The sequence below is a fragment of the Streptomyces sp. NPDC059003 genome, assembly GCF_042740445.1.
In the GTDB taxonomy this organism is placed as follows: domain Bacteria; phylum Actinomycetota; class Actinomycetes; order Streptomycetales; family Streptomycetaceae; genus Streptomyces.
In genome coordinates this window covers 59,554-76,341 of record NZ_JBHYJH010000002.1, presented here as the reverse complement: position 1 = coordinate 76,341, position 16,788 = coordinate 59,554, and the positions used below count along the sequence as shown (strand labels likewise).

At 73.3% G+C, this 16,788-nt stretch carries 16 protein-coding genes; 8 read left to right on the top strand and 8 right to left on the bottom strand.

Annotated elements, in window-relative coordinates:
- Positions 1–21: 21 nt before the first annotated feature.
- The 5 genes from ACFWZ5_RS01585 to ACFWZ5_RS01565 all read right to left on the bottom strand — a co-directional run bounded on the left by ACFWZ5_RS01585 (position 22) and on the right by ACFWZ5_RS01565 (position 3,623).
- On the bottom strand, positions 22–246 hold the full coding sequence (locus ACFWZ5_RS01585; protein ID WP_384787293.1) for a hypothetical protein: 225 nt from the start codon (positions 244–246) through the stop codon (positions 22–24).
- Between the two features lie 154 nt (positions 247–400).
- Entirely contained in the window at positions 401–961 is a 561-nt protein-coding gene (locus tag ACFWZ5_RS01580; protein WP_384787296.1) for a DUF664 domain-containing protein, read from the bottom strand.
- Positions 962–1,034: 73 nt separating this feature from the next.
- Complete coding sequence (locus tag ACFWZ5_RS01575) at positions 1,035–1,562, bottom strand: hypothetical protein (protein ID WP_384787299.1); 528 nt, start codon at positions 1,560–1,562, stop codon at positions 1,035–1,037.
- 337 nt (positions 1,563–1,899) lie between these two features.
- A complete protein-coding gene (locus ACFWZ5_RS01570) occupies positions 1,900–2,775 on the bottom strand; it encodes an alpha/beta fold hydrolase (RefSeq protein ID WP_384787302.1) in 876 nt (291 codons plus the stop codon).
- Positions 2,776–2,855: 80 nt separating this feature from the next.
- A complete protein-coding gene (locus ACFWZ5_RS01565) occupies positions 2,856–3,623 on the bottom strand; it encodes an NIPSNAP family protein (protein WP_384787305.1) in 768 nt (255 codons plus the stop codon).
- Positions 3,624–3,751: 128 nt separating this feature from the next.
- Between ACFWZ5_RS01565 and ACFWZ5_RS01560 the strand changes: the two genes are divergently transcribed.
- Positions 3,752–4,771: a helix-turn-helix transcriptional regulator gene (locus tag ACFWZ5_RS01560; protein WP_384787308.1), complete on the top strand. Its 1,020-nt coding sequence runs from the start codon at positions 3,752–3,754 to the stop codon at positions 4,769–4,771.
- A gap of 6 nt (positions 4,772–4,777) precedes the next feature.
- On the opposite strand, the gene ACFWZ5_RS01555 is transcribed toward ACFWZ5_RS01560, so the two are convergent.
- From ACFWZ5_RS01555 to ACFWZ5_RS01545, 3 genes are all read right to left on the bottom strand, one after another.
- A complete protein-coding gene (locus ACFWZ5_RS01555) occupies positions 4,778–7,867 on the bottom strand; it encodes an NACHT domain-containing protein (RefSeq protein WP_384787310.1) in 3,090 nt (1,029 codons plus the stop codon).
- Between the two features lie 130 nt (positions 7,868–7,997).
- Positions 7,998–8,900, bottom strand: coding sequence for a serine hydrolase (locus ACFWZ5_RS01550; protein ID WP_384787313.1), 903 nt, complete (start codon positions 8,898–8,900; stop codon positions 7,998–8,000).
- Entirely contained in the window at positions 8,897–9,817 is a 921-nt protein-coding gene (locus ACFWZ5_RS01545; protein WP_384787316.1) for a LysR family transcriptional regulator, read from the bottom strand. The genes ACFWZ5_RS01550 and ACFWZ5_RS01545 overlap by 4 nt, the downstream gene beginning before the upstream one ends.
- Before the next feature lie 170 nt (positions 9,818–9,987).
- Here ACFWZ5_RS01545 and bla point away from each other — a divergent pair, with 170 nt between their 5' ends.
- The 7 genes from bla (at position 9,988) to ACFWZ5_RS01510 (ending at position 16,761) form a co-directional block, all read left to right on the top strand.
- Positions 9,988–10,929 (top strand): class A beta-lactamase, encoded by a 942-nt coding sequence (gene bla, locus ACFWZ5_RS01540; RefSeq protein ID WP_384787319.1) that lies wholly within the window; start codon positions 9,988–9,990, stop codon positions 10,927–10,929.
- A 34-nt stretch (positions 10,930–10,963) separates the two neighbouring features.
- Complete coding sequence (locus ACFWZ5_RS01535) at positions 10,964–12,598, top strand: penicillin-binding transpeptidase domain-containing protein (RefSeq protein WP_384787322.1); 1,635 nt, start codon at positions 10,964–10,966, stop codon at positions 12,596–12,598.
- Between the two features lie 232 nt (positions 12,599–12,830).
- Positions 12,831–13,343 (top strand): hypothetical protein, encoded by a 513-nt coding sequence (locus ACFWZ5_RS01530; protein ID WP_384787325.1) that lies wholly within the window; start codon positions 12,831–12,833, stop codon positions 13,341–13,343.
- 230 nt (positions 13,344–13,573) lie between these two features.
- Positions 13,574–13,813 carry a phosphopantetheine-binding protein gene (locus tag ACFWZ5_RS01525; RefSeq protein ID WP_384806744.1) on the top strand — a complete coding sequence of 80 codons (240 nt, stop codon included), beginning with the start codon at positions 13,574–13,576 and terminating at the stop codon, positions 13,811–13,813.
- The gene (locus tag ACFWZ5_RS01520; RefSeq protein WP_384806742.1) at positions 13,810–14,664 is read left to right on the top strand and encodes a siderophore-interacting protein; all 855 of its coding nucleotides are present in this window, start codon (positions 13,810–13,812) and stop codon (positions 14,662–14,664) included. Before ACFWZ5_RS01525 ends, ACFWZ5_RS01520 begins: the two co-directional genes overlap by 4 nt.
- Positions 14,665–14,701: 37 nt before the next feature.
- Positions 14,702–15,697, top strand: coding sequence for an ABC transporter substrate-binding protein (locus ACFWZ5_RS01515; protein ID WP_384806740.1), 996 nt, complete (start codon positions 14,702–14,704; stop codon positions 15,695–15,697).
- Complete coding sequence (locus ACFWZ5_RS01510; RefSeq protein WP_384890081.1) at positions 15,694–16,761, top strand: FecCD family ABC transporter permease; 1,068 nt, start codon at positions 15,694–15,696, stop codon at positions 16,759–16,761. Before ACFWZ5_RS01515 ends, ACFWZ5_RS01510 begins: the two co-directional genes overlap by 4 nt.
- Positions 16,762–16,788 lie beyond the last annotated feature (27 nt).

Sequence of the window (16,788 nt, the reverse complement as noted above, 5' to 3'; positions counted from 1 at the left end):
CCCCGGTGTGACCGTCTCCGGTCAGTCCCAGGCGTAGCCGTCGCCGAAGTTGAGGGTGTGCTCCAGTACGTCCTCGAGCGGGTCGTCGATCTGGCCGGTGTTGATGAGGGCGACACGGGGCGCGTTGTGCGAGTCCTTGTGTGTCTCGTCGGCGTGTGCCGAGCCGGTCGACAGGGCGACGGGGGTGACGGCCACCGCCGCGACCAGTGCCCAGCGGATCAGCTTCCTTGCCCAAAGGCCGTTCATTGCCTGCTCCTTGACGCTTGTTGCTGGAGGGGCGGGTGTTCCGTCCCGTGCGCCGTGCCCAACCCGGGTGGGGAGCGAGGGGTCACTGAAGATCATACGAACGTGTCGGGCGGCGGAGGGGGCCCCGGCCTCGATTTCGGCCGACCCTTCCGTGTTACTGGCCGACCCTTCCGTCGATGCACTCGCGCAGCAGGTCGGCCTGCCCGCAGTGACGGGCGTACTCCTCGATCCTGTGCACCATCAGTTCCCGCACCGCGATCCTGTCCTTCCCGACCCGCTCGCCCAGGTCCGGGTGTGCGGCCAGCGCTGCGTCGGTCGCGGCCTGCTCGCGCTCCAGATCGGCGTACGCGGCGTCGACCACGGCCTGTTCGGCGACGGCTCCGTCGAAGTCCGCGTCCTTCTTGCCGTACAGCCTCGGCAGCGGCTCTCCGTCGGTGATCCAGTTGTGCCAGTCCCGCTCCACCTCGGCGAGGTGCCGGAGCAGGCCGAGGAGCGACAGCGTCGACGGCGGAACCGACCGGCGTGCCAGCTGCTCCGCGTCCAGGCCCTCGCACTTCATCCGCAGCGTCAGGCGGTAGTTCGTCAGGAAGTCCGTCAGCGTCGCGAGCTCGCCGTCCGGACTTGTCCGGTCGCTGTCGCGGGGGTCGTCGTCGGGGTCGGCCCACATGTCGGGGTAGACGGATGCCTGGGTCCATCGTGAGGGTTGATCGCTCATGCGGTCATGATCGGCCGTGCGGGCTCGAACCCGCCAGTGAGTTTGTCCTGACGGGCAGCCCGGGGCGTGACCGTCAGGCGGCGGGGCAGAGCGCCGCGGGGTCGGCCGGGGCCGGGGCGCGGGTCACGGTCGCGGGCACCGGGCGGGCGGTGCGGGCGGCGGCCGTGGCCTGCGAGCGGTGGTTCCGCGCGAAGACGACGAGGCGCAGCACCGCGAACCGCGCGACACCGGCGAGGGCGGAAGCGGACAGGTAGACGACCTGTTCGAGCACCGCACCGGGCGCCGCCACCAGCTGCTGCAGCACCAGCATCGCCACGCACGTCACCGCGTACGCGGCCGCCGCGGAACCGGCCGACTGCGCATGCTGGCGCCAGGTCGCGCGCCCGCCCGCGCCGAAGGTGAAGCGGGCGTGCAGCTCGGTGGCGAGGAGCGTGGAGACCACCGTGATCAGCGCGTTGGCCAGGACCCAGGGGATCCAGGAGGCGAGGGCCGCCACGGCGAAGCTGGAGGCGAGCCCCACCCCGCCGCCGCAGAGCACGAAGCGGGCGAAGGCGGCGAAGGCGCCGGGTGCCGCCTGCTGCTGGCTCGGTGCTGTCCCCATGATCCCGTCCCCTTTGATGACTCACTCCGTGAAACCCGCACCCCTCGGACTGCGAGACCGAGGGGTGCGCTGTGCGTGCTGCCATCATGGCACACGTGTGGCGCCATGGCGAGCCATTAGTGGTGTCACCCGCGTCGTCGGTGGCGCCAGGGTGTGGCGAGAGGGGTGAATGCGCAGGTCAGTGGCGTGCCGCAGCTTCGAGGCACGCCTGAGGCGTGGTGCGTGTTCCTCCCCGACCCCTGTCGGGCCGGGGCTCCCGGTGGGGCTCGTGATGCCAACCTGAGCCATCTCCCGGCACGGCCGTCACTCGGCCACGAGTCGGCCGTGAGCCGGTCGCCTACCGGTCGGCGGCGGCCCGCGCGAGCAGCGACGTGAGGATCGGCTCGGCATGGGTCCACAGCAGCGCGCCGCCGATGCCCGGTACGACGCGGTGCCGGGCGCCGGGCATGCGGGCGGCGAGCAGTGCGCCGTTGTCCGGCGAGTGGCTGGTGTCCCGTTCGCCGTACCAGATGTCGACCGGCACGGTGATCCCGTCGAGGGCGAACGGCCACCGCCCCATGGCCAGGACCGTGTCGCGGGCGTACCCGGCGGCACCTTGCGCGAAGGCCTCGTCCAAGGCCCTGCGGTAAGCGACCGCGAACGCGGGGTCCTGATACACGGCCAGGTCGCACTCGGGGCTCCCGGCCATGACCATGCCCCACATCGCATCCGCCGAGAAGCCCGCGAAGAACTCCTCGGCACCGGCCGGGTCGCATGCGGTCCGCTCGACCAGGCCCCGCAGCTCCGCCGGCAGCGCGGCAGCGAACTCCGGCGCGGCGACCTCGTCCGCGCCGGAGACGACGGCCAGCGCCGAGGCGAGACCCTCCTCGGCACAGGCGAGAGCGAACGGCGCGCCCTGCGAGTTCCCGACCACCGCCGGACGCCCGAGGCCGCGCAGCACGCAGAGCTCACGCATGTCACGGGCGAAGTCGGCGAAGGTCCGGCCGGGCGCTGGCGTCGAGGCGCCGAGCCCCGGGCGGTCCACCGAGACAAGACGCACGCCGAGCGCCTCGACGACCCCCGCGCCGAAGCCGAGCCACCGGCTCGTGGCCGCACCCGGACACAGCAGCACGGGCACCCCGTCCGACGGCCCCCACTCGGCCCAGCCGAGCGTCCGCCCGTCGGACAGGCGGCTCGCACCGAGCCGGGCGGGGTCGTCAGCGTACGCAGTCATGATCTCCATCATGGCCATGGGCAGGGCCGTTGCGCACCCGAGTTTCGCCAGGGCCCCGTGCCTCGGGGTGTGAGGGCCCGTCAGGCGGCGTTTCCGATGAGCGAGCGGGTCGTGGGCGCCAGGCGGAGCCGTTGCGGTGCCGCGGTCTGCTCCCGCTCGATGCCCGGCAGGACCTCGTCCCGGGCGGTGGGATGGGCCCGGACGGCGGCGAGGTGGCGTCGGCAGGCGCTCTCGTCCGGGTACGAGGTGAGGACCACGGCGGCGTTCTCGCCGGTGCGGACCGGCAGCCTGGTGAAGGTGTTGCGCGCGGTCTCGGTGGTGAGGACGGCGAGCGGCGCGGGGCCGGTGGCGCGCAGGACCGGGAGGAGGCCGTCCCGGATCAGCTCGACACCGTCCTGCCGCCCCGGCCGGAAGAACCAGACGGTGGCGGACACGAAGCGGTCCCGCGCGGGGGTGCGGGACCGGTCGGACGGGCGGAGCGTGAAGCCGCTCCCCGCCGACGCGGGACGCAGCAGCAGGACATCGTCGGAGTCGACCATGGTGGCGCTCGCCTGCGGCCCGTGCCGCGCCCAGACGGGACCCTCGTAGAACGCGGTCAGCGCCTGGTGACGGGTCGTCATGTCGCGGAAGCCGCGCAGCCATACGAAGCGGTCCGGGTGGTCCAGGTCCCGGAACTGGCCGAGCACGGTCATCCCGGTCTCCTCCTGGGTCTCGAGGAGCTCACGGTCGAACAGCTCGACGAGTTCGTCGCGTCGGCCGGGGCGGAGCGTGTACTGGCGTAGCTCGATCACGGAGAGGCGGTCGGCGACGCGGTCCGAGGGGTGGGCGGCGGGGTCGGTTCGGGGCACGGAGGACTCCTGTCCGGCGATGGTCGGCGCGGGCTGCGGACCGACGGACCGACCGTAGGAGAGCCGCGTGTCAGGGGCTGTCAGTGTTGTACGGAAGTTGCACGGAAGTTGTACGGAAGGATGTGCGCATGTCTGCCGGTCGCCTCCTCTCGGTGCTGCTGTTGCTGCAGTCCCGCGGGCGCCTGCCCGCGCGGGGAATCGCCGACGAGCTCGGGGTGTCGGTGCGCACCGCCTACCGCGACCTGGCGCGGCTGCAGGCCGTCGGCATCCCCGTCTACGCGGAGCCGGGCCCCGGCGGCGGGTATCAGCTGCTCGACGGCTACCGCACCCGCCTCACCGGCCTGAGCGAGGGCGAGGCGCGGGCGCTGTTCCTCGCCGGACTGCCCGGCCCCGCCGCCGACCTGGGCCTGGGGGAGGAGGTGACGGGCGCGCGCCTGAAGCTGCTCGCCGCGCTGCCGACGGTGCTGCGCGAGGAGGCGGCGCGGACGGCGGCGGTGTTCCATGTGGACGCGCCCGGCTGGTACCGGGAGGCCGAGGAGACGCCGCACCTGCCGCTGTTCGTCGACGCGGTCCTCGCCCGGCGCGCGGTGGACGTGCGGTACCGCCGCTGGCGCGCCCCGCAGGAGGTGCGGCGCCGCCTGCGCCCCTACGGCCTCGTGCTCAAGTCCGGTGTCTGGTACGTCGTGGCCGCCTCCTCGTCCTCGGCGAGCCGGATCGCGACCTACCGGGTCGCCCAGGTCCTCGACGCCGTCCCGGCCGACGAGCGGTTCGACCGGCCGCAGGGCTTCGACCTGGCCGTGTACTGGGCCTCCTACCTCGACGACTTCCGGGACCGCCGGTACGCGGGCACGGCCACCGTCCGCCTGTCCCCGCGGGGGCGCGAGCGCCTGCCGGACAACATGCCCCCGGACGTCGTCCGGGCCGTCGACACCACCGCGACCGCCGTCGGCGACGACGGCTGGGTGGAGGCGGTCATCCCGATCGAGAGCGTGGCGCACGCCTGCGGTGAGCTGCTGCGCCTCGGCGCCGACGTCGAAGCCGTCGCACCGCCCGCGCTGCGTACGGCCATGACGGCCGCCGTGGGCGCACTCGCACGGGCCTACGGCCTCCTGGACGTGGATGACGGCGTCGAACCGCCCAGGTCCTGACGTGGCTCAGCCCGTCCCGTCGTAGAGCGGGCCCGCGTGGCGGTCGAGTTCCCGGCCCGCGGTGTTGCCGGACTCGTTGCGGCGCACGATCTCCATGGCGCGCCGCAGCCACTCCTCACCGGGGTGCCGTCCAAGGGCCCGCCACTCGTGGACCACGGTGCGCAGATAGCGCTCGATGAATTCCTGGAACTGGGGTTCCGAGCCGGGCAGGCTGTGCAGCGCGATGGTGAGCGCCGTCCGGTGCAGCTCGGAGGGCCCGGTGGTCTCCGGATCCCGCTCCCGGGCGGCCCAGAGGGCGAGCAGCGCGTGTGCCGCCGAGGGGCAGCGGTCCTCCCAGTAGCCGGCGAAGTCGGTGAGGGCCATGCCGAGTCCCGCCTCGCACAGCGGCTCAAGGGCGTGCTGGAGGACGTCGCGCTCCCTGTCGCAGAGCAGGTGCGTCTCCCGGCGCGAGGGCTCGTGACTGTCGTGCATCCAGGAGCGGTGCCCCCGATCCGCGCTTCCGGGAGCGGTGTCGTACGTCCAGTACGGGTCGATCGCGGGCGCCGTCTCGTAGGGGTCGGCGACCGTGAGACGCACGTCCCTGAGCTCGCCCGACCAGACGCGTTCCAGGCCGACGGTCCACATCAGCGTGGACCAGCCCTCCGGCGTGAGCTGGGACTTGAGCAAGGTGATCAGGCGGTGCCAATGGTCCACCGGTTCGCCCTCCGGGAAGAGCTCCCGGCCCCGCACCGGCTCACCGAGCGACAGCAGAAGGAGCAGGAGATTGGCGGACCAGGCGGCATGCCGGGCCGGGACCGGCGGGGCCGCGGGACGGTATCCGTCGAAGGCGCGCTCCTGCCGTGCGTCCAGGGCGCCGTGGAAGAGGCGCAGCAGCAGGGGCCGCAGCACGGCGAGGTGCTCGGCCGGAAGGCGGTGCAGGGCCTCGCCCAGGAAGACCGGCGTCGCGGCGCGGACGGTCAAGGTCTCGTAGGAGAGCAGGGCGTGGAGGAAGGCGTCGTCCGGAGCGGGCACCCGGACGCGGGTGGCGTCCGAGCGTGCTGCCGCGGCGAGGTCCTGGAGCTCGCGCAACACCAGCCGGGCCACCAGGAATTCACCGAAGGTGGAGTGCAGGAACTCGAAGGACCGCAGCCGCACCCCGTCCCGCGTCGCCTCCGCGCGGTGGATGAAGAAGAACCGCCCCACGACGATCTGCCCGGGCGTGAGCGCGGCCCGCAGATCGGCGGCATGCGGAGCACCGGCACGCTCCGGCAGCAGCGCCTGAAGGTCGGCCGTGAGCTCCGCCTCCGTGATCCACTGCCGACCGCGGTTGACCATCGCGAAGGCTGTCACGGACAAGCACAGCAGCTCGGACTCGACCGCGTGGGCCAACTGCTCGTCCGCGAGCCCCGGTTGGCCCTTGTGCACCTCGCGGGAGGCGAAGCGGGTCAGGAGGCGGTCGTAGAGGTCGAATCCGGCGAGGTCGCCGTGCTCGCGCCGGAAGGCGTTGTCCTCGGCGTCGTACAGGGCGAGCATCAGCAACAGCAGGGGCTGACCGCTCAGTTCGCGCTGCGTGAGCACATGGTCGGGGGACAGCGGCTGCAAGGAGTGGCGTCGGAAGTACGTCGTGTTCTGCCGGTTCCAGAGTTCCAGCCACCGCGTCACCTGCGCGTCGCTGAAGGGTTCGAGCCGTACGGCGACGCCTCCGGGCGCGAGGCGGGCGCGGTCGGCGACCGCGGTGCGGCTGGTGACGAGGACGACAAGGGGGCGCCCGTGGGTGGCCTCGCGCTGCTGGAAGGCGGCGACGCGCTGGACGTAGTCGGACTGGTGCACGCCGGTGGCCTGCAGGAGCTCGTCGAAGCCGTCGAGCAGGACCACGGGCAGGGCCCGCGGTGCCGTGCGCGTCGCGTCGGGCCAGGACATGGCCTCCCCGGTGGCGGCGCGGATCGCCGCTTCGATCTGGTCCTGGATCGCCGCGTCGGCGGGTACGGCGGACAGCGGCACCCGGACCACGAGGAAGTCGTCCGCGGGCAGCCGGGCCGCCAGGACGCGGGTCAGCACGGACTTGCCGGAACCGGGCTGCCCGAGGAGCACGAGCGGAGTCTCGACGGCCGCGGGCGCGGTGAACAGGCTCCGCAGGAAGCCCTCCAGGTCGTGCCGGACCGGCCACCGGTCCCACCAGTGCTCCTCGGAGAGCCGGTCGGCGGGCCCGAAGGGGGCGACCTTGAAGTCCGGGGAGAGGTACCCCTCGTCGAGCGTGGGGACGGTCAGGCCCTCCGGGAGGTCCTCCAGGGCGAGGAGGGAGGCGTTCAGGGCCGCCCTGGAGGCGCGGTTCAGCGCCAGGTACCGCTCGGCCGCGCCCTGCCCCGCGGCCGCACGCACGACCGCTTCCTCCAGGTCGCGCAGGGTGCGGTGGAGACGGCGGACCTCGTCGCGGGTGGCCTGGTGGTCGATGAGGTTGACCCAGACGGCCGCTTCGGGGAACTCCGCCGCGAGCCGCCGGTACAGGATCTCGTAGGCGGCCACGGCCCGTTGGGGCGCCGTCTCCAGGAGTCCCGTGCTCACCTCCTCCTGTTCCTGCGCGGACGCGGCACCCCACGCCTCGCCGTCCGACACGTACTCCAGGAGCCGCTGGGAGAGGGTCCGGTAGAACTCTTCGAGGGCGCCCAGCTGTGCCTCGTACGGGCGGTGCGGTGAGGGTGTCGGCACCTCGGCCCGCAGTAGCTCGTCCGTCAGCGAGGCGAGCCTGCCGTTGTGCGGGGCCTGACCCGTGGCGAGGCGCACCGCGTCGGCGCGGCCCACGGTGAACTCCCTTCTCGCCAGGGGGAGGTCGAGCTCCGTGACGGTGTCGAAGTACGCGGTGAGCACCACGACGGCGTGGGCCGCGGCCAGGCGCTGCGTGCGGTCGAACCGGCCGAGGCCGCGGGCCCGCTCGCCCAGGCCCGCGAGCAGCGACTGGCTGAGCCGCGTCAGCTCGCCGGTGGCGTCGAACAGGCTCATCGCGAGCTGCGACCCGCCGCCGGTGGCCACCAGGAGCGCCCCGCTGGTCAGCCGGTCGAGCACGGTCAGGGCCGGGCTGTCCGCGCCACCCAGCAGCCGCACCGCGTCCGCGTAACTCATCCCCCTGGGCATCCGTCCCCCCCCCGCTCAGCCACGACGGCTCGGCCGCCGCGGCCATCATCGCGGAGCCGGGCCGGAACCGGCAGTGCGCGGCCGGGGGTGTTCGGCCCGCCGACCCGTCGGACAGGCCCTAGCGCTGCCGCAGGTGGTCCCGCAGCGCGCGGGCGACCTGGGCCATGAGGGCGTCGGCGCCGGGCTGGGCGCCGGCCGGGACCAGGGATTCGGTGAGCGCGGCGATGGCGAAGGTCTGGCCGTCGGCGTGCTCCACGACGCCGATCTCGTGGCGCAGGTTGAGCAGCGTGCCGGTCTTGGAGGACCACGTCGTCGCGTCGGAGCTGAAGTCCGGGGTGAGGCGGTGCCGGATCAGGTTGTGGGCCATGAGGTCGCGTACGCGCGCCGCCACGTCGGGGTGGATGGCCGACGGGGTCCACAGGGCCTGGAGCAGGTCGACGTAGGCGCGGGCGCTGCCGGTGTTGGCGCGGGTGGTGTCGAGCTGGGGAAGGCGGTGCCCGCGGCCGCTGGTGCCGGCGTCGATGGCCAGGGCGTGGGCGAGGTGGACCTGGGCGGCGGTGAAGCGCTCGGTGGGGGTGTCGGAGAGCTCGCGCATGCCGTGCCGGACGGTGAAGCCGCGCAGGCCGAGGTCGGTGAGGACGGCGGCGACCCGGGCGGGCGGGGTGAGGTCGAACAGCGCGTCGGCGGCCGCCCCGTCGCTGATGGCGGTGCTCAGATAGAGCAGGTCGTCGATCGCGATGCGGGCGGGGTGGCGGAAGCGGCTCACGCCGGTGGGCCCGGGCGTGCTGATCCGTCCCGGCTGTACGTCGAGCGCGGTCGCCCCGTCGAGCTCGCCGCGGCGGATGCGCTCCGCGGTCGCCACCGCGAGCGGGATCTTGACCAGGGACGCGGCGGGCAGCTGGGTGTCGGGCTCAAGCCCCAGTTCGTCCCCCGTGCCGAGGTCCCGTACGAGGAAGCAGCCGTGCAGGCCGCCGTCGCGCAGCTCTTGGCGCAGGTCGCGCAGCAGCGCCTCGGTGTTCACGTCGTCGTCCCTCTCGTGGTGACCGCCGGGGTGTCGGGCTTGGAGCAGGCGTCCGTGCCGAGGCAGCGGGCGATGGCCTCGCCCAGGCGCGCCTGGAGGTGCTGGGGGTTGCCGTCCGCCGCGGCCGTGAGGGCGAAGCCCCGGCGGAGGGTGATCTCGCCGATGGGCCGCCAGGTCAGGCCGAGTTCACCGGCCTGCGCGGGGGAGCAGAGCAGCAGGTCGTGGGCGCACAGGACGTTCGCGGCCGCGGTCGTCAGGTCGGCCGCGGCGACGAGTTGCGCGGGGCGCAGGCCGAGCGCGTCGCGCAGGCGGGTCAGCGGGTCGCGGATGTGCGGTACGTCGTCCTCCGGCTGGATCCAGACGCGGCGGGCCGGGGCGGGGGAGCCGCGGCCCACCCGCAGGGTCTCCAGGTAGACGCGCTTCACGCCGGGGTCCTGGGCGGTGGCCAGGCCGAGCGGTACGGACCACGTCGCCTCGTCCTCGGGCACCGCGAGCAGCGCGGCGCGCACCTGCTGTGCGTGGATGAGCTCCGTGCGCTGCGTCGGCGGCGCGACCCGCAGTTCGAGCGTGACGCCGTGTCCGCGTGCGTCGGCGACCAGGCGGGCCAGGTCGGCCGTGGCGCAGATGCCGGGGACCGCGAGCCGCCACGGCTTGCGGTGGGCCGCTTCCGCCTCGTGCAGCAGCACGTCGGCGGCCTGGACGAGCTGTCTGGCCGCCGGGAGCAGGTCCCGGCCGAAGGGCGTGAGCACGGCCCGCCGCGAGGTCCGCTCGAACAACGGCTCACCGAAGCGCTCCTCGAGCGCGGCCACGCGACGGCTGGCCACCGGCTGCGACATCCGCGCGGCGGCCGCGCCGACGGTGAAGCTGCCGCGCTCACTGACGCTGACGAACGCGCGACACGCTCCCACGAGATCCACACCCGCACCCTATCCCTATGCCGGATCGGCATGAAACCGCACGTAAGCGTATTGGACCGCATGACCGACCGGCGGTGAGGCTGGTCCCGGCACTGATCACCACGCATCGGGACGGCGCCGTGCGGCTCCGTCCCCCGCGCCCCGCGTGCGGGGCTTCCTGGAGGTTGACCATGCAGCACTCCCGTGCCCGGCGGGCCGTCCACGCCGCGCTCGCCACCTTCGCCCTCGTCCCGCTCGTGGCTTGCGGCCAGGACGGCTCCCCGGCTTCGGCGGCCGAGCGGCCGCCCGCGGACCGGCGCGACGAGGCCGCGCCGAAGGGGGCCGGCGCGTCGTACGCCCGCGCGTTCAAGAAGCTGGAGCGCACATTCGACGCGCGGCTCGGCGTGTACGCCGTCGACACCGGCACCGGCCGCGAGGTCGCGTACAACGACAGCCGGCGCTTCGCGTACAACTCCACGTTCAAGGCCCTGGCCGCGGCGGAAGTGCTGAACAAGTACGGGCCGGACCGGATGGACCAGGTGGTCAAGTACTCCAAGGACGACCTGATCGCCAACTCTCCCGTCACCGAGAAGCACGTCGACACCGGCATGACCCTGCGCGCGCTGTGCGACGCGGCCGTGCGCTACAGCGACAACACCGCGGCCAACCTGATGTTCGACAAGCTCGGCGGACCCAAGGGCCTCGACGCCGCCCTTGAGCGGATCGGCGACGACGTGACCCGGATGGACCGCGTCGAGCCGTTCCTGAGCCGGTGGGTCCCGGGCGAGAAGCGCGACACGAGCACGCCGCGCGCCCTGGCGAAGGACCTGCGCGCGTACGTACTCGGCGATGTCCTCGCCAAGCCCGAGCGCGCCCAGCTCGCCACCTGGCTGAAGACCAACACCACCGGGGACCACGTCATCAGGGCCGGGGTCCCCAAGAACTGGGTGGTCGGCGACAAGACCGGGACCGGCAGCTACTACGGCGCCCGCAACGACATCGCCGTCGTGTGGCGCCCCGATGCCGCCCCGCTCGTCATCGCGATCCTGTCGCACCGCGGCGACAAGGACGCCGCCCCCGACGACCGGCTGATCGCCGAAGCGGCATCCGTGGTCGCCACATCGCTGCCGTAGCCGCCCTGTCGCAGCCGACCACCAGGAGCCCCTGATGACCGACGCAGAACGCACCACGACCTACGGCCGCGGGCCCTCCGCCCGGAAAGCCCGCACGGCCGCCGCCACGGCCCTCGCGGTCGTGCTCGCCACGGGTGTGGCGTACGCGGCCGAGCTCGGCCCCTTCGCCGCGGACTCCCCGGAACCCGCGCCCGAGGCCACGGCGAAGGCGCGGGCGTTTCTGGCCGACTGGGCGGCGGGCCGCATGTCCCGCGCGGCCCGGCTGACGTCGAGCCCCGACCAGGCGGAGCGGGTGCTGCGCAACTTCACCGTCGGGCTCGACATCGGCAAGCCCGCGCTGACGGCGGGCGAGGCCACCGCCGACGCGGACGACACCGTGACGGTCCCCTTCACCGCCAGGATGCCGGTCACCGGCCTCGGCACCTGGACCTACCGCTCCGAACTGCCCCTGCGCAAGCGGGACGACGGCGACTGGACGGTGGACTGGAAGCTGTCCCTCGTCCACCCGAAGCTCAGCGACACGGAGAAGTTCCGCCTGGAGCGCGAGGACGGCGGCGGGGCCGAGGTCACCGACCGGAAGGGGGCGGTCCTGTCGGGCGACACCCATCCGTCCCTGGGTCCGGTCCTGGCCCAGGCATCCGGCGCGGCCGGGGCGGGACCGCGCGGCGCGGTCCGGCGCGTCGACCGCACCAGCGGCGAAGTCACCGGCACGGAGGCCACGTTCGGCGCCCGGCCCACCCGCGCCGCCAGGAAGCCGATCGCCACCACGATCGACCCCGCCTGGCAGGCCGCGGCCGAGCGGGCCCTTGCCGCCAAGGCCAAGGGCAAGGACGCCGCGCTCGTCGCCCTGCGCGTCGACGACGGCGAGATCCTGGCCGTCGCCAACTCCCCGGCCGGCGGCTTCAACCGCGCCCTGTCCGGCACGTACGCGCCCGGCTCCACCTTCAAGGTCGTCACGACCGGCGCGCTGCTCCTCAAGGACGCCGTCGAGCCGGGCGACACGGTGGACTGCCCCCGCTACCTCACCGTCGGCAAGCAGTTCCACAACGTCGAGAAGTCCGAACACCGCGGTGCCACCTTCCGTGAGGACTTCGCCGAGTCCTGCAACACGGCCTTCATCGGCCTGCGCGACGAGCTCGACGACGACGGCCTGGGCGAGGTGGCGGGCCGGTACTTCGGCATGGGGCAGAAGTGGCGCACCGGCATCCCGTCCTTCGACGGCGCCGTGCCCGCACCCCGTGACGAGACCGAGAAGGCCGCGGCCATGATCGGGCAGGGCAGGGTCCTCGCCAACCCGCTGGTGATGGCGTCGGTGACGGCCACCGCCGTGTCGGGCACGTTCCGGCAGCCCGCGCTCGTGCGGGGCCAGCAGGACACGACCGTGACGAAGGACCTGCCGCCGCGTGTGGTCGGCCAGTTGCGGGCCATGATGCGTACGACCGTCACCGACGGCACCGCCCGGATCCTCGCAGGACTGCCGGGCGACGTCGGCGCGAAGACCGGCACCGCCGAGGTGTCCGAAGGCACCCCCAACAACGGCTGGATGGTCGCCCACCGCGGCAACGTCGCCATCGCCTGCGTCGTCGAGAAGGGCCGCACCGGCGGCGCCTCGGCCGGTCCCGTCGTCCGGGACCTCCTGACCGCCGTCCCCGCGGACCCGTCGCCCTGAGAGGAATCGCGCCGTTACCTCGCCGGTGTCCCACCGCTTGGTTCGGCGACTACCGGACACTTGCGGCGGGCGGGGCCGAAGGGACGAGCGCGGGGCGTCGGCGTATGCGGGGCGCAAGGGGAGAAGCGCGCTATGTGAAGGGCGCCGGAGGCCGCGTGGATGAGACATGTGCGGCCGTTCACAAGGCGCGAGGGGGAGACGGCCCGCGGGCCCCCTCCTACTCTCCACGCCCATGCGCATCACACACCTGCGGCGTATCGGCCTCGCCGCCTTTTTCGCCTTCTGTCTCGCCCTGGGGTTCGGGCAGACCGCGCAGGCCGACTCCGCCGCCGCCGATGTCACGTTCAGCGTCGACCAGGCCAGCGTCACTCCGGGCTCGGCGGTCACTGTCACGATGACCTTCACCAACAACCAGGCGACCGACATCTGGTTCGTCTACCAGTCGATGCAGCCCACCTGGGCCACCACCCAGCGCCCCGACCTGAAGTTCGCCTTCGGGGCCTGCAGCGGCACGGGAGTCACCTGCACCGGCGCCGGCACCACCGCCCTGACCTTCAGCTACGCGGTTCCGGTCGCGCCCGGCCAGACCCGCACCGTCACGCTGCCCGTCGACGTCGCGGCGGACTCGGGCTGCAACGGCAACATCGCCTTCGACTCGTACGTCTACTACGAGTACGACGAGGGCCGGGGAAAGAAGGACGGCATCTTCACCACCCCCACCACCCGGGTGGTCTGTGCGCCGTAGCGCGCTCAGGTAACGCGTAGTCATCCCCAGCCGCGGCGAGCCGTCCGCTCCCGAGCCCCCAACCTACCCCCGACCCACCCCCCGGCGGGCGCGGGGGGCCCCCCCCCCCCCCACGGCTCGCTTGCATGTGATCAGCATTAGTAATTAGGTTAGCCTTACCTGAGTTTGGTGATCACTGCCGCTGGCGCGCCGTCCGTGCCGTCGGAGTCCATCCCCGTAGGAGCCACCCGATGAGCCCACCCCTGTCGCCCGAACGCGTCCGCGCCGACGTCGCGGAACTGCTCGACTGCGACCCCGCCGAGATCGCCCCCGAGGAGGACCTGGTCGACCTCGGCCTGGACTCGGTGCGGATGATGATCCTGGTCGAGCGCTGGCGCGCCGGCGGCGCCACCGCGCTGGAGTTCCCCGACCTGGCCGAGCGGCCCGAACTGGGGCACTGGACGGCGCTGTTGACGGGTGGTGCCGCATGACGCTCCAGGACCACAGGGACCGGCACCTGGAGCGCATCGCGGAGGTCCGGGCGGGCCGCCACGCCGAGAAGGTCGGCTACCCGATCCGCATCCGGGAGACCGAGGTCGTGCGCACCGCCATGGTCGGCACCGGACTGCTCCGGGTGACCCTGGGCGGGGCGGGCACGGAAGGCTTCGAGGCCCACTCGCCGGACGAGCACGTGAAACTGCTCTTCCCGGAGCCGGACGGCTCCCTGCGCCTGCCCGAGCCGAACGGGACGATGCTGCGCTGGCCGCGGCCAGGACCCACCTCGCGCGAGTACACCGTGCGCCGCTACGACCCCGGCACGGGCGAGATCGACATCGACATCGCCCCGCACGAGGGCGGCCTCGCGTCGGACTGGGCGAGCGCGGTCGAGCCGGGCGCCGTCCTGCACGTCGCGGGACCGCCCGGCGGACTGATCGTCCCGCACGCCTACGACCGCTATTTGCTCGCCGGTGACATCACGGCGCTGCCCGCCGTCGCACGCTGGCTGGAGGAGCTGCCCAGAAGCGCCAAGGGCTGGGCGTTCGTCGAAGTCGCCGACGCCACCCAGGAGATCGAGCTCGCCGCGCCCGAGGGCGTGCAGGTGCGCTGGCTGCACCGCGGCGACCGTCCGCCGGGCACCGGTGACGCGCTCGCCCAGGCCGTGATGGCGGTGACCGTCCCCGAGGGCGAGCCCCTCTACGTGTGGGCCGCCGGCGAGGCCGGACAGATCAAACCGCTGCGCCGCTGGGTCCGCGACGAACTGCGCCTGGACAAGGCCGACCACGACATCACCGGCTACTGGAAGCGCGGCGTCGCCGACTTCGACGACGAGCACGACCACTGACCAGTCCTTCAAGGGCACCGAGAGCAAGGAGCATCACATGTCGATACGCAGATCGTCGGGCCTGGCCGGCGCCGTCGCGCTGGCCCTGGTCCTGACCGGATGCGGGTCGTCGAAGGACGGGTCGGACTCCGCCGCGAAGGGCGGGACGCGGGTGTTCGCCGCGGACAACGGCAAGATCAAGATCCCGGCCGAGCCGAAGCGCGTGGTGGCCACCGGCTACGCCGTGCCCGCCATGATCGAGGCGCACGCGCCGCTGGTCGGGATCTCGTCGTGGAAGCGCGGCGAGCCCATGATGAGCAAGCAGGACCTCGCCACGTACAAGAAGCTCCCCAAGGTGGCGGGCGAGCAGGCGACCGAGACCAACTACGAGGCCATCGCCGAGGCCGAGCCCGACCTGATCGTCATCGGCGTGCCCGCGCCGGTGCTCGGCGACATCGACGTCAAGCGCCTGAAGTCCATCGCCCCGGTCGTGGCGATCGGCCCGACCGTGCCGTCCGCGTGGCGCAAGCTGTCCCGCAAGCAGGCCGACGCCGCGGGCTCCCTCGAGCGGTTCGACGCCGTGCAGAAGAAGTACGAGACCAAGGCGGCGGAGCTCAAGAAGAAGTACAAGCACGTGCTGCCGAAGCTGAAGCTGGGCCACGTCGGCGCGTACGGCGAGTCCGCCAAGGGCACCTTCCAGCGCGAGTTCAGCGGTTCGTGGGGCACCAACATCGCCGAGGACATCGGCGCGACGTACTACGGCAAGGTCAAGAAGCCGGGCCCCGGCTCGCAGGCCGTCAGCGAGTACCCCTCGATCGAGGAGCTCCCGGCCTCGCTGCGCGACGCCGACGCCATCACCTACTCCGTCCAGGCCGACGGCAGCGTCCCCAAGTCGGTGCAGTACGTCATGGACTCGAAGCTGTGGAAGAACCTGCCCGCCGTCAAGGCCGGGAAGACCTTCCCCGTCCGCTACACCGAGGCCGCGACCTACGGGCAGGCCATGCAGACCCTGGACGCGATCGACAAGTCGTTCGCTCCGCTCCTGAAGCGGTGACCGCCGCGGGCCGCGCGTCCGATGCGGCACCCACCACGCCCGGTCCCGCCCCCGCCGAGCGGCCCGAAGCGGCCCCCGCCGAGCGGTCCGTACCGCGGACCGGCCTGCTCGTCGGCGGCCTGGTGCTCCTCGCGGTGGTCGCCGTCGTCAGCATCGGCGTCGGCGCCCGCTCGGTCCCGCCGAGCGAGGTCCTGCGCGCGCTGTTCGCCTACCAGGGCACCGACGACCACGTCATCGTGCGGGACGTCCGGGCGCCGCGCGCGCTCCTCGCCGTCGCCGTGGGCGCGGCGCTCGCGGTGGCGGGCGCGCTGATCCAGACCCTGGCCCGCAATCCGCTGGCCGAGCCCGGCATCCTCGGGGTCACCGCGGGCGCCGGGTTCGCCATCACCGTCGGCTCGGCGCTCGGCCTGACCGGCGGGCAGGCGGGCGAACTGGGCTTCGCCGTCGCGGGATCCGTGCTCGCGGCGCTCCTCGTCGCCGCGGTCGGCCGGCGCTCACCGCTGCGCCTGGTGCTCGCCGGTGTGGCCCTGACCGCCGTCCTCAGCGGCGTCGCGCTCGGCCTGCGCCTGATGCTCCCGGACGTCTTCGACACCTACCGGTTCTGGTCGGTCGGCTCGCTCGCCGCCCGCGAACAGGCGCCGCTTGCCCTGCCGTTGACGGCGATCGGGGTGTGCCTGCTCGGCGCGCTGCTGCTGAGCCGCGCGCTCAACGTCCTGACCCTCGGCGAGACCGTGGCGCAGACGCTGGGCGCGGGCGTGGGCCGGGTGCGGGCCGCCGCGCTCGTCCTGATCACCGTGCTCAGCGGCGCGGCGACGGCGGTGGCCGGGCCGATCCTGTTCGTCGGCCTGATCGTGCCGCACCTGGTCCGCAGGCCCGCGGGGGGCTCGGTGCCGTGGCTGATCCTCTACACGATGGTGCTCGGCCCGATCCTGCTCCTGATCGCCGACATGGGGTCGCGGGTCCTGCTGCCCACCGGCGAGGTGCCGGTCGCCATCGTGACCGCGTTCCTCGGCGGGCCCATGCTGATCTGGGCGGTCCGCCGCCACGGGACGGGGGCGCTGTGAGCGTGCGGGAGCCGACCGCCGTGCGGG

What these genes read in the sequence shown, in the direction of transcription:
- ACFWZ5_RS01585 (WP_384787293.1), bottom strand. Translation starts at nt 246, where the DNA reads ATGAACGGCCTTTGGGCAAGGAAGCTGATCCGCTGGGCACTGGTCGCG.
- ACFWZ5_RS01580 (WP_384787296.1), bottom strand. Translation starts at nt 961, where the DNA reads ATGAGCGATCAACCCTCACGATGGACCCAGGCATCCGTCTACCCCGAC.
- ACFWZ5_RS01575 (WP_384787299.1), bottom strand. Translation starts at nt 1,562, where the DNA reads ATGGGGACAGCACCGAGCCAGCAGCAGGCGGCACCCGGCGCCTTCGCC.
- ACFWZ5_RS01570 (WP_384787302.1), bottom strand. Translation starts at nt 2,775, where the DNA reads ATGACTGCGTACGCTGACGACCCCGCCCGGCTCGGTGCGAGCCGCCTG.
- ACFWZ5_RS01560 (WP_384787308.1), top strand. Translation starts at nt 3,752, where the DNA reads ATGTCTGCCGGTCGCCTCCTCTCGGTGCTGCTGTTGCTGCAGTCCCGC.
- ACFWZ5_RS01555 (WP_384787310.1), bottom strand. Translation starts at nt 7,867, where the DNA reads ATGAGTTACGCGGACGCGGTGCGGCTGCTGGGTGGCGCGGACAGCCCG.
- bla (WP_384787319.1), top strand. Translation starts at nt 9,988, where the DNA reads ATGCAGCACTCCCGTGCCCGGCGGGCCGTCCACGCCGCGCTCGCCACC.
- ACFWZ5_RS01535 (WP_384787322.1), top strand. Translation starts at nt 10,964, where the DNA reads ATGACCGACGCAGAACGCACCACGACCTACGGCCGCGGGCCCTCCGCC.
- ACFWZ5_RS01530 (WP_384787325.1), top strand. Translation starts at nt 12,831, where the DNA reads ATGCGCATCACACACCTGCGGCGTATCGGCCTCGCCGCCTTTTTCGCC.
- ACFWZ5_RS01525 (WP_384806744.1), top strand. Translation starts at nt 13,574, where the DNA reads ATGAGCCCACCCCTGTCGCCCGAACGCGTCCGCGCCGACGTCGCGGAA.
- ACFWZ5_RS01520 (WP_384806742.1), top strand. Translation starts at nt 13,810, where the DNA reads ATGACGCTCCAGGACCACAGGGACCGGCACCTGGAGCGCATCGCGGAG.
- ACFWZ5_RS01515 (WP_384806740.1), top strand. Translation starts at nt 14,702, where the DNA reads ATGTCGATACGCAGATCGTCGGGCCTGGCCGGCGCCGTCGCGCTGGCC.